17 protein-coding genes and 1 pseudogene are annotated in these 26,265 nt (G+C 36.3%); 8 read left to right on the forward strand and 10 right to left on the reverse strand.

The genetic code is table 11. The features are described from left to right. Positions 1-574: 574 nt before the first annotated feature. The gene (locus tag EHQ52_RS03910; RefSeq protein ID WP_244244788.1) at positions 575-781 is read right to left on the reverse strand and encodes a helix-turn-helix domain-containing protein; all 207 of its coding nucleotides are present in this window, start codon (positions 779-781) and stop codon (positions 575-577) included. Positions 782-1,120: 339 nt separating this feature from the next. On the opposite strand from EHQ52_RS03910, the gene EHQ52_RS03915 reads away from it, so the two are divergent. The 5 genes from EHQ52_RS03915 (at position 1,121) to EHQ52_RS03935 (ending at position 11,073) form a co-directional block, all read left to right on the forward strand. Further along, the gene (locus EHQ52_RS03915) at positions 1,121-1,696 is read left to right on the forward strand and encodes a hypothetical protein (protein ID WP_135613981.1); all 576 of its coding nucleotides are present in this window, start codon (positions 1,121-1,123) and stop codon (positions 1,694-1,696) included. Between the two features lie 153 nt (positions 1,697-1,849). Next, on the forward strand, positions 1,850-2,536 hold the full coding sequence (locus tag EHQ52_RS03920; protein WP_167492174.1) for a DNA/RNA non-specific endonuclease: 687 nt from the start codon (positions 1,850-1,852) through the stop codon (positions 2,534-2,536). Between the two features lie 1,310 nt (positions 2,537-3,846). Beyond that, positions 3,847-9,855: an RHS repeat-associated core domain-containing protein gene (locus EHQ52_RS03925; RefSeq protein WP_244244789.1), complete on the forward strand. Its 6,009-nt coding sequence runs from the start codon at positions 3,847-3,849 to the stop codon at positions 9,853-9,855. A gap of 12 nt (positions 9,856-9,867) precedes the next feature. Then, positions 9,868-10,515 (forward strand): hypothetical protein, encoded by a 648-nt coding sequence (locus tag EHQ52_RS03930; RefSeq protein ID WP_135613984.1) that lies wholly within the window; start codon positions 9,868-9,870, stop codon positions 10,513-10,515. Positions 10,516-10,626: 111 nt separating this feature from the next. Next, the gene (locus EHQ52_RS03935; protein WP_135613985.1) at positions 10,627-11,073 is read left to right on the forward strand and encodes a TIGR04452 family lipoprotein; all 447 of its coding nucleotides are present in this window, start codon (positions 10,627-10,629) and stop codon (positions 11,071-11,073) included. Between the two features lie 232 nt (positions 11,074-11,305). Here the strand turns inward: EHQ52_RS03935 and EHQ52_RS03940 are convergent, their stop codons facing one another. From EHQ52_RS03940 to EHQ52_RS03950, 3 genes are all read right to left on the reverse strand, one after another. After that, positions 11,306-14,302 (reverse strand): DEAD/DEAH box helicase, encoded by a 2,997-nt coding sequence (locus EHQ52_RS03940; protein WP_135613986.1) that lies wholly within the window; start codon positions 14,300-14,302, stop codon positions 11,306-11,308. Beyond that, positions 14,299-15,027 carry a Hachiman antiphage defense system protein HamA gene (locus EHQ52_RS03945; RefSeq protein ID WP_135613987.1) on the reverse strand — a complete coding sequence of 243 codons (729 nt, stop codon included), beginning with the start codon at positions 15,025-15,027 and terminating at the stop codon, positions 14,299-14,301. The genes EHQ52_RS03940 and EHQ52_RS03945 overlap by 4 nt, the downstream gene beginning before the upstream one ends. Positions 15,028-15,102: 75 nt before the next feature. Next, entirely contained in the window at positions 15,103-15,771 is a 669-nt protein-coding gene (locus tag EHQ52_RS03950) for a tyrosine-type recombinase/integrase (RefSeq protein ID WP_135613988.1), read from the reverse strand. A gap of 213 nt (positions 15,772-15,984) precedes the next feature. On the opposite strand from EHQ52_RS03950, the gene EHQ52_RS03955 reads away from it, so the two are divergent. The 3 genes from EHQ52_RS03955 to EHQ52_RS03965 all read left to right on the forward strand — a co-directional run bounded on the left by EHQ52_RS03955 (position 15,985) and on the right by EHQ52_RS03965 (position 20,432). Beyond that, positions 15,985-17,397, forward strand: coding sequence for a YopA family protein (locus EHQ52_RS03955; RefSeq protein WP_135613989.1), 1,413 nt, complete (start codon positions 15,985-15,987; stop codon positions 17,395-17,397). Positions 17,398-17,497: 100 nt separating this feature from the next. After that, a complete protein-coding gene (locus EHQ52_RS03960) occupies positions 17,498-18,424 on the forward strand; it encodes a hypothetical protein (protein WP_135613990.1) in 927 nt (308 codons plus the stop codon). A gap of 151 nt (positions 18,425-18,575) precedes the next feature. Continuing rightward, complete coding sequence (locus EHQ52_RS03965; RefSeq protein ID WP_167492175.1) at positions 18,576-20,432, forward strand: ATP-binding protein; 1,857 nt, start codon at positions 18,576-18,578, stop codon at positions 20,430-20,432. 305 nt (positions 20,433-20,737) lie between these two features. Here EHQ52_RS03965 and EHQ52_RS03970 read toward each other — a convergent pair whose 3' ends face one another. The 6 genes and pseudogenes from EHQ52_RS03970 to EHQ52_RS20225 form a co-directional block, all read right to left on the reverse strand. Then, a complete protein-coding gene (locus EHQ52_RS03970; protein WP_135613992.1) occupies positions 20,738-21,835 on the reverse strand; it encodes a hypothetical protein in 1,098 nt (365 codons plus the stop codon). Positions 21,836-21,840: 5 nt separating this feature from the next. Further along, a complete protein-coding gene (locus EHQ52_RS03975) occupies positions 21,841-23,307 on the reverse strand; it encodes a DUF5677 domain-containing protein (protein WP_135613993.1) in 1,467 nt (488 codons plus the stop codon). Positions 23,308-23,439: 132 nt separating this feature from the next. Continuing rightward, positions 23,440-24,324, reverse strand: coding sequence for a helix-turn-helix transcriptional regulator (locus EHQ52_RS03980; protein ID WP_135613994.1), 885 nt, complete (start codon positions 24,322-24,324; stop codon positions 23,440-23,442). A gap of 3 nt (positions 24,325-24,327) precedes the next feature. Then, on the reverse strand, positions 24,328-25,017 hold the full coding sequence (locus EHQ52_RS03985; RefSeq protein WP_135613995.1) for a hypothetical protein: 690 nt from the start codon (positions 25,015-25,017) through the stop codon (positions 24,328-24,330). After that, on the reverse strand, positions 24,995-25,309 hold the full coding sequence (locus EHQ52_RS03990) for a hypothetical protein (RefSeq protein ID WP_135613996.1): 315 nt from the start codon (positions 25,307-25,309) through the stop codon (positions 24,995-24,997). The genes EHQ52_RS03985 and EHQ52_RS03990 overlap by 23 nt, the downstream gene beginning before the upstream one ends. Positions 25,310-25,325: 16 nt before the next feature. Continuing rightward, positions 25,326-26,265: pseudogene (locus EHQ52_RS20225) on the reverse strand (hypothetical protein); the annotation flags it as partial.

Genomic DNA, 26,265 nt, shown 5'->3' on the forward strand with positions numbered 1-26,265 from the left:
AAGTAGAGCCGACTTGTATGAGATCCCCAGTTTCCTTTGGATCTCTGCCGACGTTAATACCTTCGGACTTCGAAGGTAGGCTTCTTCCAATACGTAACTAAAGGTCCATAACGGTAGTTTGAATTGGTGCAATGGTGTATATGAGAGTCGCGAAGCTTGGCGGTGGCAATTCTCGCAACGGATTAGATAGCTTCTCAACCCCACTCGCTTTCTGAGTTGAATCTTGCATTCAGGGCAGAACTTTGGATAAAAGGTATCTAAGAAATACTCCGTACGCTCCTGGTAGTATTTTATGTTGATCGGAAAGGAATTATAGGATGATACAAGCCCACGTAATGCACTTGTGCGCTTTGGTGCTACTATATATAGCCTTTTTGAGCGATCTTGATCGCTCCCTGTAGGAAGACCAGGAATCTCCGATTTTTGAAAGTTTCGAGTCTGAACTTTCATCAGAACTCGATGACTCACTTTTGAGTTTCTAACTTTTCCATCCTGCATGGGACCAAGATAGATCTCTGTACCAAGTATAGTAAAGCGAAAGTCAAAGTTTAACTTTAATTGCTGATCAAAGATCTTATTTGAAATCCAAAAGGTCTTTAGGTTTTACACCAAGTCGAAGTGCGATTTTTACGAGGGAACTGATCGTTGAATTTGATTTTCCTCGTTCGATATCTTTGAAAGTTCCTAGTGGAATTCCATAAGGACCTTCTTCCATTCCTTCCTGCGTAATATTCTTTTCGAGACGAAGTTCCCGAATCCGATTTCCGAGTTTTTTCCTCACGGATTTCTGGTAAGTCTCTAAATCCACTGAGAAAAAGTTTAAATTAAAGTTTACAAAATTGACAGATGGTATACCATCTGTTCGTCGAATTCGAGCTAAGAGTGTGTAGAAATCGCTCTTTTTTCGTGAATTCGGCTCGAATCTTCCTGAAGCAACGTGCTTTGGAACGGTCGGGTAAGAATGTCTTTGAGAATTTACTCTTTAATTTTATGTTCTTTTATCTGCTTTAGCTCAATCTCTTGTGCATCCACATTACAAGGGAGAGTCACGAAAACTTTTCGAGAGTCACCGAATGTAATCGAATCTTGCCTTGCCTATTTCCAAGGAAATAAGTCCTCAATGTCGGCAATACTTGCCAGTTTCGATGAAGAAGATCGCTCAAAATTATCGAGTCCAAATGAGTTACTGCCTGTTAAAGTGCCGGTCTTCACATACAACAATTTCTCTGGAAAAGGAGATCTTTACGTAAGTAACGTTTATGATGGTCGCGTGTCTTATATTTCGGAAGAAGATAAAAACCTATCTTCAAGGGAAGTCATCGACTGGAAATGTACGGAAAGAATCAGAATCCGTATTGATGACTTGTTTGTTGAGGCCTATACCATATATATTTATTATCCTAATAATACTTCCGGCATGTTTCTTAAAATAGAAGAAGCCTCTGATCTTTATAGGAAGCTTCGAACACACACCCTGAATAGACCTGAGTTTTTAAGACAGTATCTCTATTACGGAATGGCAAATCAGCTAAACCAAAGATCTTCAAACTTTCCATTTGCTTGTTCCTTATTTAAGGAGGCGAAAGAAACTAATTCAGAGTTAGCTCGAAGATCTGAAAATAAACAATTAGTTACGGCCACTTTTAATGTAGATACTTCTCTGGCTTCCCTACAACGGCGATCTGGCTGCCTTTAGTTCTGTATGAGTAAGGTCTTCGAAAAGGTTTCCCTAATCATCGTTCTTATTTCATTATCAGGTTGCGCTTTCGATAGGAATAGTCAACGAGCAGTTAGATCGGATCAAACAGGGACCAAGGCAGAAGGAACGAATTGTCCGTTCGGAAATCCAATGGTTACGAATTCTAAACGTTACGGAAAGATTCATATCATTCATAGAGAAGGATATACACTCGGACATAGTTCAAAGTATCGAATGGCCATTTGGGTCTGCGAAGAGATTTTATCAAAGGAGCTACTCGGAAAGGCAAAGAGAGGAAATCACTTTAAGCCAGATCCCCTTTTACCAAAAGGAGAACGTGCCGAACTTTTGGATTATAAAAATTCAGGCTACGATAGAGGGCATTTGGCAGCGGCGGACAACTATAGGAATGATCAGAGATTAAATGATGAGAGCTTTTATCTTTCGAATGTTGTTCCACAAAATCATTCTTTTAATGCAGGCATATGGAAGAAGCTCGAAGAGCAAATTCGATCTTGGGTTAAAACATATAACCAGGTTATCGTAATCACCATCCCAGTTTATCTCGATGACAAAAATCAATTTCTAACATTTATCGAAAAGAATAATGATCTTACTGTACCAAACCATTTTTTCAAAATACTGGTCCGCTATGAAAACGGTTTTCCCTTACTATTAGCCTTCTTAGCTGAGCACAAGAAGGTTTCAAAGATATCGTTAGAAGAACTCCTTACAACGGTTGATCTCGCAGAGGAACATACGCAATTAAATTTTCTACCTAATATACCCTATGTAGATGAAAGTTTAGAAGCTAAGGTTGGAGCTTATTGGCCCTAAAGTATATGTGCCGTCTAACTCGTTTTTTACATACTCTTTAACGGTCGTTATAATGCATCACTAAGGTGATTATTCTTTGATTCGCTTTGCTTTCATCATATCAACAATCTGTCAAATCGCCATAAAATGTATAACGTTGAAGTGAAGCATAACTTAAAAAACTTCGAAGAGCAAACGAATGCTAAAAAAATCTTATAATTTTGTGTTTTGACATAATAGTCATGAAAACTTGTGGGTAGTTGACATGGTCTTAAAAATCATGGTCCTGAGTAAGAGTATATTCCCCCTTACCCAAAGCGTAAAAAGTATGAGGAAAAACGTAGATGCTTAATAAACATAAAATTAGAATATTCTTTTTCTCTGTTATTCTCACCTGCTCATTTTCATTTATCGCCTGGAATCCTTTAAGACCATTTCTTAACTATCTTACTTCGGCAATTACTGGTACTGAATCAAGTATTCCGCTTCCTCTTCCCAATATCCAAGTTGGGATAACAGGAAAACCAGCTTTTTCTTTAAATGTGCAAATTCCTCCAGGAGCGGGAGATATCGCTCCTTCAGTCGCAATCAATTATACAACTAGCGCTAATCAATCCATTGTCGGCAGAGGATGGAGCTTAAGTGGCTTTCCTAAAATTTCCAAGAATCCCGGTATGGGAATTCATTTCGGATCTTCCGACGGATATAGTTCCAATATTTTAGGAGACCTTATATCAACAGGAAATGGCGGAGTATATAGAACTAAGATTGAATCGTTTTATAAAGCTACTTTCGACGGAACTTCCTGGGTTCTTCGTGATACTACCGGATCGATGTATGTATATGGCGGAAATAATGCAAATGGTTCTAATTCCATTATTCAAGGAGATTCTGGTCCGGTTGCTTTCTACTTAGATAAGGTGCGTGATATCTTTGGAAATGGATACGATATTACATATTTTGCTGAGACTTTGAATTCGGACGAGCCTCTTCCGAAAGAAATTAAATACTCTCGTGGAAACGCAAGGATCGTTTTCTCGTATTCAGACCGACCTACTGGTTGGAAGGATCAGGTTTTCTTCTTAACAAATAATGCAATTCGTAAGAGAATACTAAGTCAAATTCAGGTATTTGCGAAGGATGAGAGCGGATCCGAACAGCTAGTTGAAACTTACGATTTAGAATATACTACATCGGATGAATATGGCCCTCTGCTTTCTTCTTTCGAAAGAGAGAATTACAAGCCAATTACCTTCAAATACAATGAAAGGACGACGAATAGTACTGTATTAAGTTCGAGTGGAAAGACTTTCGATATTTCGTATAAAGCGATGGATCCCGGCGTTCAATCTAATTGCTCCGAAACGCAAACTGCCTGCCTTTGTTCTGCTAATGCAGCTTGCATGGCTGCTTCTTGGGGATTAGCGGGTGTCGCATGTGCTTCTGGCATTGCGAATTTTCAAGATGTCTGCACGAATGGCGTAACTACTTCTTATGTATCACCTGCAGATACAAATGGAGATGGGGTTCCCGAAATTGTTAGAGTTTCTGGAAGCATAACAAATCAGAAATTTTCAGTAACTCCATTGTCTGATTGGGAAAATACTTCTGACAATTCATTATCGGGTTCGAATACTTTAGTAGGAAGCCATATCGGAATCACCCTCATAGGGAGAATTCTTCCTGGAGATTATAACGCTGATGGTAAAACCGATTTCTTAGTACTCACAAACAATGGAGATCCATTAAAAGTTTATTACGGCCCTAATTTTTCTTCTACGACTTATTCTTCTGTCGTAGCTCAAGGATTAGGTTCAACTTCTAATATACTAAAACAATTTGTCGCAGATGTAAATGGAGATGGAAAGACCGACTATATTCAGGCAGACTCAAATAATAATTTAGTAGTCTATACATCGACTGGATCTGGATTCCAAAAACTCCAAACCTTAGCGATTTCTCCTTTTGGAACAGAATTCCAGCAATTTGTGGATTTTGATAAAAATGGAGTTCCTGATTACGTTCGAATCAATGGAACTACCTCGAAAGACCTACTCGTTACCTTTTTGGATTTTCAGAATGGGGCTTTACAGGTTTTGGAAACTACAAAAGTTTCACGAACAGATTTTGGAAAATCAGGGGATCAATTTGTTAGCGATATAAATGGAGATGGTTACTTAGATTTTGCTTTCTTTACAATGTCAGGAAGCCAAGGAACTATTTCCTATTATCCTTTTACAGGTAGAAACTTTCTGACTAATGGGGCAAGCCCACTGCAGACGATAAACGTAAACAAAGCGTATGCAAAGCAAGTATCGGGATCATCCTCAAATACCACATATGTTAATATCGATCTTTCTGGAGATGGAGTTAAAGACCAAGTTTCATACGATAGTTCCAGCGTTTCTAACTCGTTTTTTAATGTATCAATTTATGATTCCACTCAAGCCAAATATCTCACTGCAATTAAGGTCCCTTGGAATCAGGATGTATCTTCTGATTTGAATGGAGATGGAGTAGTCGATACGATTAGGGCCGATTCTACTACTGAGGAACAAACAGACTCAAATGGAGTTACAAATACTGTATCTATAACAAAATTTAAGGTAACAATTGCGAACGGATCATACCTTGAAGTTCCGATTGATCTGAATTCGTATTCTGTGACTAGCTCAGCTTCCGGTGACTCTACTTCAATGGGATATTTTAATTGGAGAAATCCAAAGGACTTTTCAGATCTTAATATGGATGGAAAGGCGGATTTCATTCGTTATGACGCCTCCACTTCTACTCTCTATGTTTCATATGCTAAGTTAGATTCAAACGGATACATCACGTATTCTGCGAACGGAGACGACAGCTGGTCTACGGGTGGTTACATGATGCCATTAGATGCCAATGGCGATGGAAAGCCAGAAATCCTCGGCATGAATGCGAATAAAGTAAATTTAGTTAATTCCGTTTCCAGTAGCGCTCCAGGAATTTTGACTAAGGCGAGCAGAAATTTTCCGTATGAGTCGAAGGTCGAATTACACTATATTCGCTTTGATCAAAGTTTACCCGGCGGATTACTAACTCAAATCAAGAATGGATCTTATTCATCTTCGGGCGACTTAGAATTAAATATGGAATATCAGCTCTTGAAAAACCATTCTGGAGCAATACAGCCGAATCTATATAATGCATCTTACCCTCAATTTTTACCATTTGTTGCGGCTGATTATTTAGTTACGACTGTCTCGCAAAAAACGGGCGACAATGTCTTAGGAAAAATAAGCTATTCCTTTTCCGTTGCACGTTCTTATTTGAGCGGATTTAGAAATTCTTCATATATTGGTTTTCAAAAGATCATTCAAAAAAATGAAATTTCCAATGAAGTATCCGAGACTCGATACGACCCTAGTTTTATTGAAATGGCAGGTCAGCCTACATATCAATTAAGCTCAAAGAATGGAATTGCACTTTCGGAATCGACTACATCATACAATAAATCCGCCTCATTCCTGGGTGGTGCTTTAGTTTTATCAGGCAATAATACTCAAATAAAATACCAAGCCGGTGAACCTATAAACACAATAGTAACCTCGAATACTTACGATAGCTACGGAAATGAAAGCAGTAAAAGTATAAATATAAATGGTAATACTATAATCGAGACAATCGCATATCAGAATGATTGGAATACGGGCATAATTGGAAAGCCTACTGAGATTCAAATCAAGAATAATGGGGAGCTTATTTCTAATAAGAAGATTAGCTATTCGAATTCTCAAATGACTGAAATTAAGGAATTGGTTTCGGGTAATATTTGGAGAACATCAGGGATCCAATCTTACGATGAATATGGAAATCCAACCGTTGTACAAGAGTCAAATGGAAATATAAATACGGTTGAATACGATCCAATCGTTCACAAATACCCTATAACAATAACGAATTCTCTTGGTCATGTTACTAAGAAAAATTACGATTATACTACCGGTTTTCTTATTTCTGCAACTAATCCGAATGGAGGAATTTCTAAAACGGAATTCGATATTTTGGGGAGAGCAGTTATCGGCTATCTTCCCGGAGAAACAGATTGGTCTGAAAAGGTTGAATATGAAAATACAGGTGATTTGGAAAATCAAATCATTCGGAAAAAATTCCGTAAGTCAACGGGTGAATCTTGGCAAGAAGAGATTTCGAATTCTGTAACTGGAGTCCTTAAGAAAAGAAGCAGCTTAACTGACGGGTTAGTATTAGTCGAAGAATCTTATCTGAATAGAGAAGGACAAACGATCAAAAAAATAGATCCTTATTTAGAAGGGGCGAGTCCCATTTCCTGGACTACTTATAGCTACAATTCTGAAGGAAATTTAACTAAATCAGAAAGGAGCGATGGAAAAGTTACGAACATTGCCTTAGATGGACTTACTAGCACGATACTCATTACAAAGAACGAAACCGAAATTGGAAAGATTGTTGAAGTTAAAGATTCATTAGGAAAGGTAATTTCAAGAACTAATCAAGGTAAAACAATTCAATTTCAATATGGATCCAATGGTAAGCTCTCTCAAATAATGGATCCTGAAAACGGAATAACTTCGATTGAAACAAACCTTGCGGGAAAGCAAACAAAGGTAACAAATCCAAATTCAGGAACGACGACTTACACATATGATAATGCCTCGGGGAAATTACAGGAGCAAAGAAATGCTAATGGTTCCCGGGTTGTATATTCTTATGACATAATAGGAAGACCTACTCTTGTTAGAGGTATAAGTTCTAATGGAGAGAGTGTTGATCATATCTACGAGTATGATAATGCTGAAATTTCGAACGGAATTGGGAGATTAAGTAAAGTTACCGATCCTCTCGGAACAACTGAATTCGGATATGATATTCGAGGAAATCAAACGGAGTTGAAAAAGTATCTTTCCGAAGAAGATTTGACTCTAATCATTAAGAAAGCCTATAATCTTCAAAATCAAATAGAGCAAGTTGTTTATCCAGATGGAAGTGCCGCAAAAAATATATATTCAGCGGCCGGCTATTTATCTGGAATTACTTTGACTCCCGAAAATGGAAGTGGTTCTGATATTGTTGTAGTTCAGTATGTAGGACCAATTTTTGAAAATGGAAACTTGAAATTCCAAAGACTTCTTGGAAATGGAGTCACAACAAATGTTACTTATGACCCGATCGAGAAACGGCCGATAAGCGTTCAGACAAGCAAGGATTCTGAAGTTTATGAAAGTGTAAATTATACTTATGATAATTTTGGAAATTATATTAAGATTGATGATCTAAAGAATCCTACTCGAAGCCAAACTTTCATATACGATAATTTGAATCGCCTTTTATCTTCTACGGGAGTCAATGGTATTCAGGAATACCAATACTCCGATTCTGGGAAACTTTTGAAAAAGGGTAACCTGACTTATTCCTATGCGGACTCGTCACATAAAAATGCAGTTACGCAAGTTATAGGAGATATTGATACCTATACGTATTCCTACGATCTTTCTGGAAATGTGATTAATCGCAATGGAGAGACTATCGAATATGGTCCCTTCCAAAAAGTGAAAAGTATTCATACAGAGGATCAAGGAACGATTTCTTTCGATTATGATTTCACTGGAACAAGAATTCGTAAAGTTTCACCTGTTGATGGAGCAAAAACGATTAATCTGGGGGGTCTATACGAAATAAATTTGATTCCTGGAAAAAAACCGAAGCATACACTTTACTTCAAAGGAGCTTACGGTGATTTGATAGGTCAATGGACGAAAACGGACGTCGATCTTATCTCCGGAACAATTAATTCAAATTCTATAGCCGAAAAAGCCAAGCTAGCTTGGAATAATCTTGTCTGGAAAACTGGAGACATTTCACTTACAGGAATTAAATATATTCTGTTTGAAAAAGAATCGATTATTGTCCTCCTGAGTATCTCCTTAATTTCTGCATTCTGCTTTTCCTTACTTCATATTAATCAAGGAGTTTGGAATTCCATTCTTAAATTTTCCGCTCCAATTCTGATTCTATCTATATCAAATTGCTCTGTTTTGATTCCCGGTGGCAATGGTGATCCACCTTGGGAAGAAGCGTTGATAATAGATGCCAATACTCCAGGCGTTGGAGATGGCCCAGGTCGTGTCTTTCCTGTAGAGGGCTTTATATTCTTACATCCAGATCATTTGGGATCGATCACGATGGCAACGGATGGAAATGGAAATAGAATTACTGGTGGGACACAGGCTGGAGCTTCTCACATTAGCTATGAACCTTATGGAGAAATAAATCGTACAGATTCATTTGGACCAGATGTATTTAGATACAAATATACCGGTCAAGAAGAAGATAAAGAGACTGGCCTGTATTATTTTAAAGCCAGATACTATGATCCTTTAATTGGTAGATTCCTACAAGCAGACTCGGTTATTGATGGTAATCGCCCAATGGGAATGGACTCATACATGTATACTGAAGGCAATCCACTAAGATATGTGGACCCTTCCGGACACAGTATGTTGAGTGCTTGGTTGAGTCAGAATGGATTGGGAATGTTGAATTTTAGCATTTCATTAAGTTCCTTTTTTCAGAATGCTTTTTATGTAAGCAGCCAAAGATGGAGTGCTTTCGGATTATCCGTTTTTAACTATTCTTTATTAAGCTTAGGTCAAGGAGGAAGCGCCTGGGATAAAAGTGGACAATGGCTTGATCGTCAAGCAATTGATCCAATCGCTCACATGAGTACCCAAGAGCTGATCGTAGGCGGTATTATTTTAGCAGCCGCTATTTTCCTCGCTATAGTTGTCGGACCGGAAGTCATTGCTTGGGCCGGGAGCCTTGTAGAAGCATATGGTGCAGGAGCCGTTTTGGCAGCACAAGTCTTTGCCAGCGTAACGTTCGGAATAGCCGTAGAAATGGCAGGAGCTGCTTTTGCAGAAGTCCTTGGTTCACTATCGACTTCTTCGTTCAATAATATACATTATGACAAAAAAGCCGGTGTGGCAATGAAAGATATCGGAGCAAGTGCTGCTTCCGCTGGTGGTTTGTATGGCGGACTTGCTGATGCAGCGATGACAACAAGCCGGAATGAAATAATCGACGCAGGAATAGATTCCGCCGATGGAACTCTTACAAGCGGTACAGTTTCGCTACCCTTACAATACGAATTCGAATTTTTTAATTATAAATTCGTTGTATCTTCAACCGTTAATATGGATTATGCGGTAACCTCGCAAATTTACTATCCATATATGAAATCCATTTTTAATAGTGCTGCTCGGGATGCAGTATTGACTTGCTGGGTTTATAATAAAACGGCCAAAGAATGTTCCGTAAAAAAATAGAATCTGAATTTTATGATTAAAAAAATGAACCGAATATTTGGTATAATACAGTTTAGCGTTGAATTAGTATTGATCCTTCTCGCTATTTTTTTCTTAGAGAATTGCAGATATACTGTCTATCCTGAAAATCCCACACTACCTCCTTTCGAAAAAATAATTGTAGCGCCGACGGAAAAAAAGAGAGTCTTACTGCAAATAGACTACGCCTCTTTCACTAATGGAAAGTTACTAACCACCGAACGAAATAAAATCATTATTGGTGAGAAGTATTATAATGAGATAAAGGATGAGTTAGATAGCACTGGTCTATATACCTTAGTTAAAGAAGGTGATCCTTTTGATTATAAGGTCTCCGCAAATATTCGATTATATATGAACCAAAATACTGGAATTTTGATTCTTTCGGGATTTACAGCTTTAATTATTCCTACAGAGGAAAAAGGTTCATTAGCTTTAGCATTACAAATATTCGATTCAAATGGAAAGGAATTGTCCACAATTCGCAGATCGGAAGAACATTCATTTATTGCTCAGATTTTACTCGTCTTCCTTATGCCGTTCGATTGGCCATTTGGGAAAGATGCAGAACAGAGACAAAGATTAATTCGTTCTGCTGTTAATGAATTCCGCCTATTGACAAAAGAAGTAAGCCGAATATGAGATATGTGAAAAGTCTTCCTGTTCATGGTTGATTTAATCATCTCACAAAACACCCAGTCGAGCACCTATCATCATAAATGCGTAAACTAATTTTACAAGGGTAATCAATAAATGAAGCGAATTTGTATCTTCTTACTAATTATACTTTCCATATCTAAATGTATTGCTGTGGATACCTTAGGTCTAACTGATACTTATAAAGGTGATGTTGCAAAGAAAAAGCTTCTTGATGCTGCCAAGATAGGGGATTATCTGATGGCAAACGCTTATTTCACTGCTCAGGGCTATACCGGTTCTGAACTTGAGTCATACGTAATCGCCGATGTTATTTATACTTCTTTTATAGATGAAGTGGTCTTCAATATCGATGAATCAAAGTATTACAAAAAGGCAGATGTAGATACATGTGCTAAAGTGCTTCAGTTCCTTGGAGTCGCTGTAGATATCGATTCATTTACTTCTTACATGAGTAATTTTAATTGTCGCTTAAGTCCAAATGATTTGCTTATCGACAAGAATATGGGTAAAAGTTCAAATAATCCGACTACGAATAAGTGATTAGAACGCTATTGCTTCCTGCTAATCTGCAATCAAGGATCACCTTACCTGAACATTTATCAAATACAGATCGCCAAATACTGATAGAGGAATTCATTTTGCGTTCAGTAAATTGATGTAGAGCGATACGGCAGGAAGGAAAACCTCTAAAACAGAACTCAGATTTATCTACTCAAAAAACTGTTTTAGCAATGGACATTCAGATTTTTTCAAAACGAAACTTTATTCGAACCTAAAATAGAAATCTATTTTGGAGAGTATCAATAAAAGAACCGATTTTCTCCAATGAAATTTTCGGTACATCACCATTTATTAATAATTTCAATTGGTCACCATTTGTTATCAAGTATTCTCTTAATGAATCATAATCGCTATATCGGTATCCTGCACTATCTATCGAATTTGAAAGTGCCCAAACCGCTTCTCGATCGATTAAGCCCATGTTCAATAAATCCACTTGCAATTCATTGGATATGCCAAATTGAAGAAGAGACGGCCAAATCAATATCGAATTTGAAAGCGAAGTTGTTTCGATACGAGTTTCTGCAATCTTTATAACCGTTGATATAATCCTATGTACATTAAACGAAAGGAAAAGATTTATTAAACGCAAAGATTGAAAAACTTCAACATTGATTTTAGCTGAAATTTCGGAATACCAATTTCCTTCGACCCACATTTTGATAGCTTCTTTAATATCGTCATTTGTGAGAGGCAAATCTCCATTATTGGACAAAAATTCTTCCAATTCAATTTTGTATTGATTCAAGTTAAAAAGAATCGTATCAAGTATGAAAGAAAGCCAATTTGAATCTAATGGATCCAATTGTTTTTGCCATATTTCATTTTGAAAATCTACCTTTTCATTTATATCTTTAAATAGTCTATACGTAGCACCAGACTTTTTGAGATACTTAAAGTCTCCTGTTTGGATTAAAGATTTAATTTTTTCTCCCCTGATTTCGAAAAGAGAATTCATAGTGCCTTTTTCTTCCGCGTTTAATTGTGCATATGAAAGAGTTTTAGTTAAGAGATCCGTAAGTAATTTTTCGAAATCACTTATCTCAAACTCTTCCGAAAGCAAATCTACAATAGATAAATCTATCGAATCGATTAGTTTTTGAAAAGTCTCGTCAGCTTCCTCTATAGTTTCTTCTGATAACAATATTCGTTGATTGATTATTTTCTGGGTTAATTCTTGGATTAGGTTATAAAGGGCCCCTCTGATTGGCTCAAAATTATTGTCCTTTATTAGCAGTTTGACTCTTTCGAAATCTTTCTTATTGGGAACAATAATCAAACCGCGTGTTTCTTTTCCTGCGCGGCCGGCACGACCAATTAGATTTTTTAAATCCCGAAGTTGAATAGGTTCACGTTTTTCACGCAACGCTGGATTAAATCTCGAAATGGAATGGAGCACCATCGTTTTGATAGGCAGATTTACTCCTTCTGCCAGAGTATTAGTGCATATTACTAATCTTATATGGCCCAGGCGCAGAGAATCTTCAATGATTTCTCTTACTCCTTGTGGAAAATCTCCGTGATGAAAAAGTAATCCCTGTGCAGCAGATTTAGTCAACAGATACTCTTCACCGAAAATCTTAGAAAAATAAGCCGTTAAACTATTCAAAAATTCAGTAGAAGCAAACTTTGTTAATGGATTTTCTTCGTAATAGGATAATTGAGCCAAAGCTTCCTCAACCAAGAATTCGACTCCGATATTGCCCCTTTTATGTGGAGCAAATAAGGCGACATTGCCGGACTTAATGGCCTTTAATGAAACTGCTACAGATAGGCCACCGTTAGAGTTTATTTTCTTCTTCTTTCTCTTTGGCTTAACTAAAGTAAGTTCCTCATCAAATAAATATTTATATAATTGATATCTTTGAGGATATTTTAGGGTAGGATTTACATCCAAGTAGTAGCCTGTTTTTTTAGTTTTCATTCTTTCTAAAAAAGCAAAATCCAGATGTGTAGGACGATAGTCGGAGTGAATGCTGGAGTTTTCACGCCCGCCTAACCAAATATTGACAATCTCTAAATTTGGAACAATTGCTGAAATAAAAATGAAACGAATGGAAGATTGTGTTCTGGACTTTAATCTCGTTAATAAAAGTTCGTAGCTTAGGCCTCTCTGCTTATCTTCCAAAAGATGTCCTTCATCACATATTACTAGTGAGAATTCTTTCAGAGCATCCGGCATGGAATTTTCGAATACTAAGAACTTTTCCGGAGTTGCTATTAGTAGATTAATCTCCGATAACGATCTTTTTTCATCTATAGTCGGAAAACTTCCTCCATAAATAGTCTTCGACTTAATTCCGAGACTTCCCAAACTTTTTGCTATAGAATTTTTTAATTCCGAAGCAAGCGCACGAAAGGGAGCGAGATAGAGAATTTTTGCATTTGGATTATTTTTAAATTCATTATAAATTATTAATTCATTCAAGGAACTCTTACCAGAACTTGTCGGCATCTGAAGAGTTGTCGTATTGCTAATTAGGATGCCTTTATTTAAAGCTTCACGTTGCGAAGGAAAAAATGTCCATATTGGAAATGCTTTATCTAAATTTTTCTTAACGAAGGGTTTCCAGAACGATTTAGAATTTCTCTGAATTAAAACGTCATACCATAGGTTATTCTTACTAAATTTCTTTATAAGAGACAAACCAAGGGAATATGAAAAATAGGTAGCGATATTCTTTTCAAATTGATTTTCAACTTCCTTTTCGAATGTTTCAATTAAAGATTCAATTAATTCAATATCTCCATTTTTTAGGAAATCATTCAAAATTCTGCAGTAGGGATTTTTGTTATCCAATTTTCGCGACAAAAAGCAAGAAAGGAAAATTTGAATTTTTTCAGGATATAAATCTGAAGGATACAAATTCGAAAGTATCCATGAAGAAGCGGGATAATCTGAGAGATAATATAAGCCCGCTGTGAAAAGCATATTTATTTTTTTATTAACACCATTAAAATGATCTCGCTTATTCTCTAACGAAAATATTTCCAGAGCTTTTGCTAACTCCAGACATTCTTTTCTTTCTTCTGCGGAAGTTATTTCTCCATTAATAAGAGAGAGCGCGTTGTTCATTATGCTAATATAAAAATAGTCGACTTTAGGTAAGAATGTATATTTTGCACGTTTGGAGGAAGGAAGCTGAAAATCTATGAAGGATTGCCATGACTCCGATTCAGCGATCCATATATTCAACATATTCGTCATACGTTCATTTCCTTAAGAATTAGTTCGAAAGTCTTCTCATAGATTTCCTGTAATTTACCAATGGAGAACACAACGACGGTTATGTTATGCTTATTATCGATAACCTTATTTACCTCTTCGTCTAAAAAATTTTTATCTATAAAGGCAAATGCTTTATATTTAATATCATAAATACCATTCTTTGCCGGATTTTGGTATCTTTCTAATAAGAGTTTCTCTTTAACATTTCCTTCCTTGGCATATTTTCTCTCTAACCATTTTAAAGTAAGCGCGAGTCTAAAGATTTTGTCATCGGCGGCCCCATCAACAGCTTCTTGGATCCTATGCCTTTTTTTCTTGTTCGTGGCTTTCATTTTTGATTCGATGGAAATTAAAAAATCTTCCTCCGTGGCTTTTTTGGGATTTTTTCTGTAAAAGAGAATTGCATCGGTATGCGGAGAAGCTTTATTTTTATCTTTCCACCTCCATTTTAATGGCCCGTTAACGGATTTCTTTTTTTGTTTAGATCTTTCGCTAGTTAAAAGGAAACTGCATATTTCGCCAAAATCGCCTGATTTTATACTTCCTTTATCTGGCAAAATGTATTCCTTAAGAAATTCAGAAGGAGAAATTTGATTTAATTGCGCTTTGTCCTTTAGCTCTTCATCGCTAATGTAAGATAATCTAAAACGCTCGAAAATACTTTTAATAAATTCTTCATGCTTATTATCCTTCAGAGAATACAATATATAATTTTTTTCATCCGTTCTTGTGAAATATTTCAGCATAGTCATAGTAAAAATATTTGAGTTAATTTTTGCCTACAATTGCCAATCTAAGAATTGTCTTCCGTCAAAATAGGGTTTGGTATAAAATTTTGCTGTCGTAACTGGTGATGAATGTCCTAAAACTTTTTGGGCCGCTATAGACCCGGCTTTATCCAGCAATTTCTGTCCAACCGTATGCCTCAAAGCATGCGGATGAACCTTCCTTCCTTGGCAGGTTGTTACATCCCAAGCTCCTACGATCCTCTGTAAGCTTCTGGTTGTCAGTGGGGTTCGGTTTGATTGATTTCTCTTTGGTCGAGAGAGAAAGAACATATCGGACTGGATCTTACTGGCCTTGTGATAATCCCTTACAGCTTTTAGAGCCTCGTCTGGTATTACTGCATATCCCAGGTGCCCGCCTTTCCGAATAAAAGTTATAAGAGTTTCACCTGTAGGAGCTTTTACTAATTTAGAAAACCGTAAAGAGACTATCTCTTTAGCCCGGAGCCCGGTTTTACTCAGAATAGAAAATAGAGCGCGATTTCTGTATTCTTCTTCCGTTTTTGGCTTAGAGAAGCGCTTAGAAAGGGATTGCATCGTTTGGTCCGTTAGACCCTTTCCAAACATTGGCGGGGAAGTAGGGGGACCGCCATTGCCTCCTTTTTTCTTTTTCCGGGCCGATTCTATATTTACAATTTTCTTAAAGTTAGGCGCAATAGGCATTTCAAAAAGTTAAGGTCGTTTTGGATCTTGTCAAGAAAAAGGATTGAAAACGAACGTTTGGATGAGATTTCCAATGTCCGAAATGTTCTCCAAAACGGACCTTGAATCAGGTTATCTTATATGAGATCTATTAAGAATATGGCAGGAATTAAAAGCAGAACATTAGGATTCAATGTTATCTAAACTTACATAAGTTCATAGTTATACGCCATTATGTTTAAAATAGTTCCAAAAACATTGCGATCAAGATTTCTTTCCAAGCGGAGTAACGAATGCTTTATCATTGGGAAATTTTCGTACAAACTGATTCAAAACAACCAAGATATTGCATTAGAAGGGGTACTTAAATACTATTTATCTCCTTTTCCCTATGCTGAGTTAAATACGCAACTTAGCTATCATTTGACAATATCATTTGGAAGCTGCGAAATCGCTATTGAAGAGAGAAAATATAGGGCTTCAATCTATCATATTTCTCACGTTGAAGGAAAAACATCTTTTAAAATTCGAATTGTTGAAAGTGTACTTATTGGAACTAATGCGAATGCTGATTTTATTCTCTGTCATATACCAAATTTTATAGATAATGAAGGTTTTGCTACTCGAACAGGCCGAGGCATTATACACGGGAGACTTGTTCTTGAAGATGAAGAATATAAGGTTATTTTAGACAAACTATTCGATTTTGATAGAATAATTAAAAATCTATCGTATTTCCCTGGAACATCAATAACTCATAAAGCAATAATTTGTAAGAAAAATGAACAAAAGATAACCTTTGATGAATTTGAAAAGAAGCTAAAGGATCTCGACCTTTTTCTAAGTTTTCTAAAAGGCAGTCGGATTAAGTCAATTTTACATCTGGGTTATAAAATTAACTACTTTGGAAGGCTTAAAATTCTAAAACGCCCATTCTTTATATTCCGAAAGCTGTTTCAGAAAGGTATATTTCGGAAAAAACTATCGCTTTCATTGAAGTACTTTTTTGCAAAGGAAGAAAAAATATGGGAATATTTGAGGTATGAACAAAAATTCGAATATTATAAAATTGATAGATCATTTTTTCGATTTGATATAAGCGAAGACATAATGAAACTTTATCCCAAATTTATCTCTAAAGTTGGCGACGCTAATTGGGGGAAGGGATTGAAATTAGTTTTGGATATTTATTTCCAAACAAATAAGAAAGATGCGGATTACATCACATTAATCAATATAAATCAAATTGTCTTTGAAGCTATTTCTTGGCTAAAATTTGTAGAGATTGATTGTAGGTATACTGCTTCGGATTATAAAAAATCAAATTTATATCCAGCACATAAGAAATTAAAAGAACTTTTAAATTGGTTAAACATATCTGATGTAATTCCAGTAGAGCTCAAAGAATTGCAGCAATTCGGGTCCTCAATAAATAAAAATTCAGCGTCTGAGGTAATAACATTTATTCGCAATCGTTATGTCCATCCCAGTCAAATTTTTGTTCTAAACTCTTTTTCGGAAAAAATGATGGAAGAGGCATGGACTTTGGGCTGTCACTATATCGATTTAATTTTATTGAGAATAATTGAGCATGACACTAATTATTACAATCGAATTAAGAATAAAATAGAACAGGTCCCATGGTAGAACAATCAACCGCACATAACTTTAGGTGCTCACACACGTGTAAAACTTCAAAACACCTTGTTTGTTAGTTACCATGCAAGTAGAAACTTAGGAGGTGCTTATGAGTATTAACGATGAAGAAATAATTGAAAGTTTAAATTCTTTTACTGAAAATGAAATGATAGACAAAATACTTATTCCACTTTATCAAAAAAGATTTGCGAATAAATTTTACGAGATTGAAAATACAGGAAAAAATAAACAAGAGGACCAAGGTATTGATATAACGTATTATGAATTGTCAACGGATATAAAAAATAGAGTCTATACTGGAATTCAAGTTAAGCAAGATGATATCACTACTGGTTCTGGCCAAAATGGTATTGCAAATATTATTAACCAAGCCACCCAAGCATTTTCTAAGCCCGTACATACTGTTAAAGATAAAAATATATATTACATAAAAACATTCAAAATCTTAACAACGAAAGGAATACTCCCTAAAGCACGAGCCAAAATAGTTGATCAAATGAAAGACAAAAATATTGAATTTATAGTTGGCTCTGACTTGATTCAGTGGGTAAGGGAAAGTTTTTTAGAAGAATTTATTAAGTTGTTCCCGAATCTCGGCTCAAATGAAATTGAATCTGATGAAGATTTATCTCCGTTCGATTTGATCGTTGATTATCTTAAGCAGAATTTCGAAGAGCAAATTGATACAGTCAAAAACTCCCTTCGACCTCTGGATGGCGAAAGTAAAAATATAATCTTCGCGGTTGTTGCTTACCGCTTGAACAATCCTTATGAAATAGCCAAACATGTTGGTAGTAGTAAGAGTTATATTCAAGATTGCATAGAGGGCTTACGTTCAGATAATTTACTGGATTACGATGAGGATGGAGAAATTATTCTTAAAACAAATGATTTTTCAGATATCGATGAGCTAATTGAGCAAGCAGAAGAGCGAATTAAGCAACTCGGTTATGAGAAAGAATTGAATGGTATTGAAATTATTGAAAGATTAGTTATAAAGACACGTTTCCATTAAATATTGGCACAGAAACTAACTATCATATCTGGCGTTACGTCCAGGCTTCGCCACATTTCGTTTTTTCAACTCGTCTTGCGAAACGAGCCTCTTGTCAAGTGCTTGCCATTGTATGACAATGCAATCCAAATCTATCGAGTTAGTAATATATATGAGCAATGATAAAATAATTTTAGAAATGAATGTCCAGATGACTATTATAGATAATCTGGGAATAAAAATGTATTCGAATGTAGAGGCAGTACTAGGTGAACTTATCTCAAACGCTTATGATGCAGATGCCACTGAAGTAAATATTCGGATTCCAACTGGACAGTTGAGCAAGGATTCTGAAATTATTATAGAAGATAATGGTAGTGGAATTAGCTTAAATGAAATCAATTCAACGTATTTAAATCTAGGAAGAAACCGCAGGGATGACCCGTCTACAGCCATTACTCCGGTGCACAAGAGAAAAGTAATGGGCAGAAAAGGGATTGGAAAACTCTCTGCATTCGGAATAGCTGATACAATAGAGATAACTACACAAAAAGATAAACTCGAAACAGCCTTCTTACTAAACATAAATGATATTCGAAAAACTCCGGTAACGGAAAAGTATAAACCATTATTTACCGTAGCCTCTGCGGATAATTCAAAGTCAGGGACGAGGATTAGGTTAAAAGATTTAACAAGAAAGAGAGGTTTTTCACTTCCCCAGCTTAAAAGTAAAATTGCGAGACGATTCTCTTGCATTGATTCAACTTTTCAATTATCCATTAATGGGAATAAGATAACTCCAGAGGAAAGAAATCTCAAAGATAGATGCGAATTAAAATTTGAGTATAAAGATTTAAAAATAGATCCAGAGAATGAGTTAATAATATCCGGATGGATCGGTACATTTCCCCAGCAAGTTCCAAGTGATATTGCACCTGGTGTCGTCATAATGGTTAGAGGAAAGCTTGCTCAGGAAGCAACTTTCTTTGATGCTCCGACAAGCGGTTGGATTAATATGGCTAAGTTTTATCTTGTTGGTGAGATTTATGCTGATTTTTTAGACGATGATGACGGTGAAGACTTAATATTAACAAATAGATCTTCAGTTGATTGGTCATCTGAGTTTGGATTGAAGTTACAGACATGGGGTCAAGAAGAGATAAAAAAAATAGCTAAGTCTTGGGGAGAAAATCAGAAGAAAAAGAAGGAAAAAGTAATTAGAGAAGATCCAGAATTTACTGATTGGCTTGAAGGTCTCTCAACGCCGGAGAAGAAGGTAGCGAACAAAGTCATAAATGCTATTACTGCTGATGGAGTTCTACCAGATGAAAGAGTTAAGGAATTAACAGGTTATATAAAGTCTTCATTTGAATTTCAAGTTTTCAAAGAATTAGCTGCTGTCATTTCTGAAGAGCCTACTGTAGATGATCGGAAATTGATCGAATTATTTGAAGAGTGGGATATAATAGAAGCTCGAGAAGTGCATAAAGTTGCCGAAGGTCGGTTATTAGCGATTCAGCAACTCGAGAAAATGATTGTTACCAATGCCCGCGAAGTGCCTGAAATTCATCAATTTCTAGCAAGTTATCCATGGATACTGGATCCGAGCTGGACGATTGCTTACGATGAAACATATTATTCTACGCTACTCAAAGATAATTTTAAAGAGCCGCAAGAAAAACCTGACATTAATCGGAGGTTAGACTTTGTTTGCATTGGAGCTGGGGATACAATACATGTTGTAGAGTTGAAAAGGCCTAGAGCAAAAATCGGAAAAGATGAACTATCGCAATTAGAAGAGTATGTTGCGTTTATTAAACAACAATTGGGTAATGCGCCAAATGGAAGAAGTTATCGATCAGCCTCAGGATACATTATTGGCGAAGATATAAAAGATGATTTTTATACAAAAGAAAAAATTGAGACCCTTGAAAAGAATCGTATGTATGTAAGAAAGTATGCTGACCTTTTGAGTATGGCGAAAAAGCTTCATCATGATTTCTCGGAAAAAATTAAATCAAAGTCATAAGATTATTACAACTCGTCGCTATCTGTACAAACGCGCCCACTCCAGATTTGATAAGCAATGCATACTTAGTTATCTGTCTGAGTTCTAAGAATTTACCTCACATAGATCTCCATTACTCTTTCTAGCTTTAGTTGATTGACATTTTCCTTAAAATAATGAGTTAGGAAGTTCTTGCAGATCTGGGCTTATCTATAAAGCTAATATCTTTATAGATAATTTACGAAAAATATATCGGAACTTTAAAGTAAATATTTGATTTTTTAGACGTTGTAGTAGGGAGTTGAGCTAGTTCTCGACAATTAATGCTAAAATTTGCTAAACTCCTTTGCTATCAAGTCGCTTAAGACTCCGTATTCGCAATGAAGAATATTAACATCTAATTCTTCTGCTTTTTTCTTAATTGAAGAAATGAAATTCTCTTTCCTTAATTGCTCACAATACTCGGAGAATATTCTATCTTTAAAATAATCAGGAGCAATGCTTCTTGTTAAAAAGAATGATAGTATACCATTTTCAATTATTTCTTTTAGTTTGTCATCTCCAACGAAGCTATCTTTAAAAGTTAAAAGATAATTGAAAGTTATTGGGGACCGAATATAGGGATTTAGATTCATTACTTGCGAAATTAGTAAAATTTCTAGTAGCTGGGAGATCCAGGCGAAAGAAGCCGATAGGAACAATTGAGCTTCAGATTTATTTTCGAGTAATAAAGTGGTACCCATTTGCTTTGTAAAATAATTTAGAATTTTTTCTCTAAGGGGTTTGTTTGCGTCATCGCGCCCAAATATTAGGGCCGTCGCTATATGAGGAGGCATAGCACCTTCAATTGATTCGAAATTTGAAAATTCTTTGCAAAACTCTTCGGTCGTTTCAAATTTTTTCCCGAAAGCGTCACTGATCGTATTCAAAAAAACTTTATGCAATAATTTAGCTTGAGCACCTTCGTCGCTTATTGCAATTTGCCGAACCGGTAGAATATAGAAATAGTTCCTATAATTTTCAAGAATATTGAGCACATCAAGATAAACTGTTCTTAAATATTTCTTTTGCGAATGCTCATTTTCTTTTTCTTCCGGCATTCTGAAGAAGCCGTCTAACTTTAGAAAAGGATCTGATATTATATGATAATCTCCTAACGATTTAAAATAAAAATATTCTTCTTTGGAAGTTCCTAGATAAATAGCTCCAGATAGATAGAAACAGACTCGATCTTTTGTCAGTTCATCTAATTCTAATTCTATAATTTCTAGTCGTTCGAGCCATAGATTTCTGATGCCGTCGATTACTTGTGTAATTTGTATGTAACTCAAATTGTCATTTTTTATAATTTCCTCATTATGTTTAAGATAGTGGTAATATTCTATTTGTGATTTTTGAATATTGAAGATTAGTTCGTCCGCCATGTTGATTATTCTAAAAACTTAGTTATGTTTTCGGGAACTGCAAAATTGCCTTTGATGAAAAGGAGGATTTTTCTTGTTAATAAGAGAATGTCCGATTTTACATCTGGTAAGTTTTGATCGAAGTTAATATCGGGGATGACGTGGAAACGGTGAGCGGGATTATCGCATATTATCATTGAGCTTTCTCTGATTGCACCCCAGAGTCCATGAGAGAAATTGGAATCATAATCGTAGAGCAGATCGTACAAATATTTCTCTCCCACTTCAATACTTTTTTCCCTAATCCCAAGTTTATCAAAGTATTTTAGATCGATATCTATGAATTCTTCCCATTTAATTTCGTTTACTAAGGCCTCAGCGATCGGTGGCAAAAAGTGAGATGATTCTGGGGGGTGAGTTTCGCGAGCTTTTAATAAAATTAGTTTATATTTGCTAATCCCGTATAACTTATAGTCAGTCCATATCGTTGGAATTACGCTTTCCTTCAGGGATAAGTATTTTAGCATTATATATATTTCTAAAATTGTTCTTGTTGCTTGTCTTCCTAATATGCAGTCGCCTAGGGATTTTGAAGCGACTTCGTTTAGTATCTTTAATACATAGGTCGCAGATCCCATTATGATTTCAAATTTTGTATTTTCCAATAAACTTTCTTTATTCAAATGAAGGATGTATTCTATCATTTTTTTTGCATTATTTATGAACGACTCGTAATCTTCCGTATCGAATTTATGAACGAGACTCATTGGGTTGCATCTTGTAATCATGCCAATCTTTCGCCAGAATTTTTCACTAAATATGTTGTTGCTGGCCATCATGGAAGTAGTTCCTTCGAGGCTTCTGATAGCTGGTCTATAACTTCGCATAATTTCTTCTTCATGCGATAGTAATGGATATTCCAAAATTGCTTTGGTTAAAATTTCAGAATCGTATGATATGTTGATCTTGTTTTGAGATACTAAAAACATGATCGTTAGGAATCGTAAATCGGTCGCTTCGTTTGACTGATGAGGTGAGAATTCTTCTATTGCATGTAGAATAACTTGAAGCCTATGTTCGTAGGTGAGTTCAGTTACATAGAAATATTCATTAAAAATAGGGTAATCTTCTCTCGAGAGCAAAATGGTTAAAGGGGCAAGCAGTTCTGGACCTACGTGGAGACGGATGATTTTGTAGATTTCCTTTTGCTCTTCAGTAGGTAGCGAAAGTATTTCTGATAATTTTGGAAGTTGCAACTGTTTTGTTGCCTTAGCTATTTCTGAAACTATTTTTAGTAGCTTATTGAGGCCTATTTCTCGATCAAAGTGAATTAAAATAATTCCTAACCAAAGATATTCTGGTAATCGGTTATCTGTCCATGAAGTTAGAGTGATGGTGTTTCCTAAACTATCATTGAAAGGTGTCTTTATGACTCCTTGCTTCTTATGTAAACGATGTTCACTTAACTTGCTTGAATTCCGTTTATCATTCATCTAGAATAATTCCACCTACTATTATTAAATGTCTTTCTTTGGACTTTTCTATTTTTTTAGAACGCTATATGTTCAATTTAATAAACTATTGCTAAGTGAATAACGTGTGCGTTAGGTCTCGTCAACGGTTTTTCAGGCTGATTCCGCATCCTCTTCATTTGCAAATTCAACCTGCGAAGGGAAAACTTCCGTTAAGCGTTGCCTGAATAAATCAACGACTTCATCGTACAAGTCTAAATTATCTCCTAACTTCTTTTGCATTATTTCCTCGATTATCTTTAAAAGCTGATTGAACTGATCGATGGTAACTAACTGACTTTTATGGTATTTTAATTTTTCATGCTCGCTCATGGACTTCGACAGAATACTCCACATAGACGTTAATTGCTCTACTGCATCCTTATCATGGATCAAAGGTATCGCAGACTGTAGGAATTCGACGGATAGTCCGATGGGATTGAACTGATCCGATTTGACTCTACTATTGAAGCGATTCTGTAAATCTTGTAGCAGTTTCTGAATCCTTTCTTTCTCTTCCTTTTTACGCGCGACCTCCACATACTGAGAAGGCGTTCCCCCGAGGATGTTCTCAAACACAAACTTGTAAGTGTTAATTTTCCCTTCTGAAAATTGGAAAGCGATCCGGATTGCACCCGCTTCCTCGGCACTTCCTTTGAATTTCCCTTTGTTCAATTCCTCGATTCGTTTTGAAAGATCCGAATGTGAGGATTCTATATATTTATTTATCAATCTATATTGTTTCAGTACCCGCTGGGAACGTTCTTTTTCGAGTCTGTACAAGTCAGACAGAGGACCTTCTACTTTTTTCGATTTTGACTTCTTATACTTATCTATGAGCGAATTGAATTCTCCTTCTTTCATCCATTCGTAGATTGTACTTCGGTGAATCCCTAAATCATTAGCTATGGAGATAGCCGAAAACCCAAGAGCTAATTTTTCAGCCGCTAATCTATATTTGCTCTTTGAATTTTTGTCGGATTTTGTCGGATTCTTCATAAACTACATCTCTTCCTTTTCTATGTCTTCATGATTAGAGTTATATTCTTTTTCCAATGATTTAAAATACTCAAGCGCATTCGCTTTTGCATAAATCTTACTAACATCCTTTCTATTAAAAAACTCCTTTTTCACTCTTCGAAAGCATTCAGCTCTAGCTGGATCTAAAGTCACCTTTTCTGAAAATATAGATTCGAAATATTTTTTCGCATTTCTAACTGCTTGCGTTTTTGTGATTTTTACATTTTCTTTTATATATTTGGTCATTTTAAGAAATGCTGCATACTCAGATATAATAGATGAGATAGCCTTTCTACGACCTTTGACTAGATCATCAAGGGATTCGCCCTCTTTAAATTTTGATGAATTGAAGTATTTGATAATGCGTTGTTTCGCCCCTTCGTTTTGCCTATTCGCATTATAATATAGCCTTCTTAAATCTTGACTTATCTCTCGAATCAAAAGCCAATGCGGATGCATATCAACCTTTGCTTTCACTCTTTTTTTGGCGCTCCTGCCTAATTGATGAAATTCCTTCTGCAATCGAGCAACCGTTTGACCTTTCGACTGAAAACCTTTAAGGGAGGCCTCCTGAGGAGGCCTGTTCTTTGTTGTTTCGATAAACCTGTTATAGTCAGCGATAATCTCATTTTTAACCGTACTTGGAAGTTTACTTTTTCTTTTTAGCTTCATAACCATATTTTCCCCCAATGGTTTTAATAATATCAAAGGCCATTTCTAAAACTTCCTCATCTGTGAAAAAACGCTTCAATTGCTTGACCTCATCGATAACAAGGCATTCATTTCCGCTTTCAAGCTTTCCTCCCTTATTCATTGGAATGATTGGTGCTCCCTTTAATCTGTGATACTCGTAAGTTCTTCCAGTAAGGTAGCATCTGAAGTCCTGTTGCTTTTCGACCCGATCGAAATCGGTACTTGTAAATTGGTATTTTTTTTCCCTTTTAGTTTTCATGCTCACTGCCATAGGTCTCTTACCTTTCCTAAAATTTTCCGTTGATGGAATAGAGAAGATTTGGATGGCTCGTGAAGATTCTTTTTATTCGGATATATCTGGTGTTGTTCCAAGATACAAGCGAGGGCCTGTCAGTCATTTTCACGATTCCGAGTGAGTTCCATATCCTCACTATTCGATAAACGGTTATTCTTGGAAGTGAGTGAGCTTGGATAATAGAGTTCAAATTTAGCCACTCATCTCCCTCAAAGGAGGACCAAATTAGATTGGCGATATGGCTATAATTCTTTTCTCTTCGCTTCCTGTGATACAATGTAGATTTACTAATCCAAAACTTATCATTTCGATCCAACTCCCTGTTGAGAGTTACATATCTTTTCTGAGTTAGCTTAGATGAGTGAAGTACCCGGAAGCGAACATTCAAATGCTCGCTCTTTTTCTTCCTTTGAGTAATGTCAGGCGGAATGTAGATATGCGGTAAAATTTGACTTTTTATCCAATTTTTTTGAAAAAAAGTTCGCTCATATCTCAGATTGACAATTAGCACATCGGTTGGTATCCTCGCTTTCAGCTCAAAAGCGGAAGAACGGCCGAGCGCAGCTGGCTGAGAAGTTCTCCCTTTTTGGTCTGGAAGCAAGGATACCCCATCCTCCCACACGTGGGTCGGCACCACCTCAATCCCCCTCTTTTCCCGGTTCGTTTCGATTAGCCGGTCCATTCCAAAAGCCTTCAGGTTCTTAAAGAAGCAATACTCGTCCAGGTAGAGCTGGGAATACTTTGGTTGGATGTATCCGTATTGGGAGAACGCCTGCTTGATTGCTCGGTGGTTTCCCTCCGCGTATTGGGCGTGGACTCCGTCCCTGCTCCACCGGTTCCGGGCCCATCTGTAACGGCTGTCCTTCGAACGGGCCGAGTGGTTCACCATCCGGTGGTTCCGGTATGCTGTTCCGAGCCACGTGTATGCGCTG

The sequence above is a fragment of the Leptospira koniambonensis genome, from assembly GCF_004769555.1.
Classification (GTDB): domain Bacteria; phylum Spirochaetota; class Leptospiria; order Leptospirales; family Leptospiraceae; genus Leptospira_B; species Leptospira_B koniambonensis.

Coding starts and splice junctions, on each gene's coding strand:
- EHQ52_RS03915 (WP_135613981.1), top strand. CDS start 1,121: ATGTCGGCAATACTTGCCAGTTTCGATGAAGAAGATCGCTCAAAATTA.
- EHQ52_RS03920 (WP_167492174.1), top strand. CDS start 1,850: ATGGTTACGAATTCTAAACGTTACGGAAAGATTCATATCATTCATAGA.
- EHQ52_RS03925 (WP_244244789.1), top strand. CDS start 3,847: ATGGATCCCGGCGTTCAATCTAATTGCTCCGAAACGCAAACTGCCTGC.
- EHQ52_RS03930 (WP_135613984.1), top strand. CDS start 9,868: ATGATTAAAAAAATGAACCGAATATTTGGTATAATACAGTTTAGCGTT.
- EHQ52_RS03935 (WP_135613985.1), top strand. CDS start 10,627: ATGAAGCGAATTTGTATCTTCTTACTAATTATACTTTCCATATCTAAA.
- EHQ52_RS03940 (WP_135613986.1), bottom strand. CDS start 14,302: ATGACGAATATGTTGAATATATGGATCGCTGAATCGGAGTCATGGCAA.
- EHQ52_RS03950 (WP_135613988.1), bottom strand. CDS start 15,771: ATGCCTATTGCGCCTAACTTTAAGAAAATTGTAAATATAGAATCGGCC.
- EHQ52_RS03955 (WP_135613989.1), top strand. CDS start 15,985: ATGTTTAAAATAGTTCCAAAAACATTGCGATCAAGATTTCTTTCCAAG.
- EHQ52_RS03960 (WP_135613990.1), top strand. CDS start 17,498: ATGAGTATTAACGATGAAGAAATAATTGAAAGTTTAAATTCTTTTACT.
- EHQ52_RS03965 (WP_167492175.1), top strand. CDS start 18,576: ATGAGCAATGATAAAATAATTTTAGAAATGAATGTCCAGATGACTATT.
- EHQ52_RS03970 (WP_135613992.1), bottom strand. CDS start 21,835: ATGGCGGACGAACTAATCTTCAATATTCAAAAATCACAAATAGAATAT.
- EHQ52_RS03975 (WP_135613993.1), bottom strand. CDS start 23,307: ATGAATGATAAACGGAATTCAAGCAAGTTAAGTGAACATCGTTTACAT.
- EHQ52_RS03980 (WP_135613994.1), bottom strand. CDS start 24,324: ATGAAGAATCCGACAAAATCCGACAAAAATTCAAAGAGCAAATATAGA.
- EHQ52_RS03985 (WP_135613995.1), bottom strand. CDS start 25,017: ATGAAGCTAAAAAGAAAAAGTAAACTTCCAAGTACGGTTAAAAATGAG.
- EHQ52_RS03990 (WP_135613996.1), bottom strand. CDS start 25,309: ATGGCAGTGAGCATGAAAACTAAAAGGGAAAAAAAATACCAATTTACA.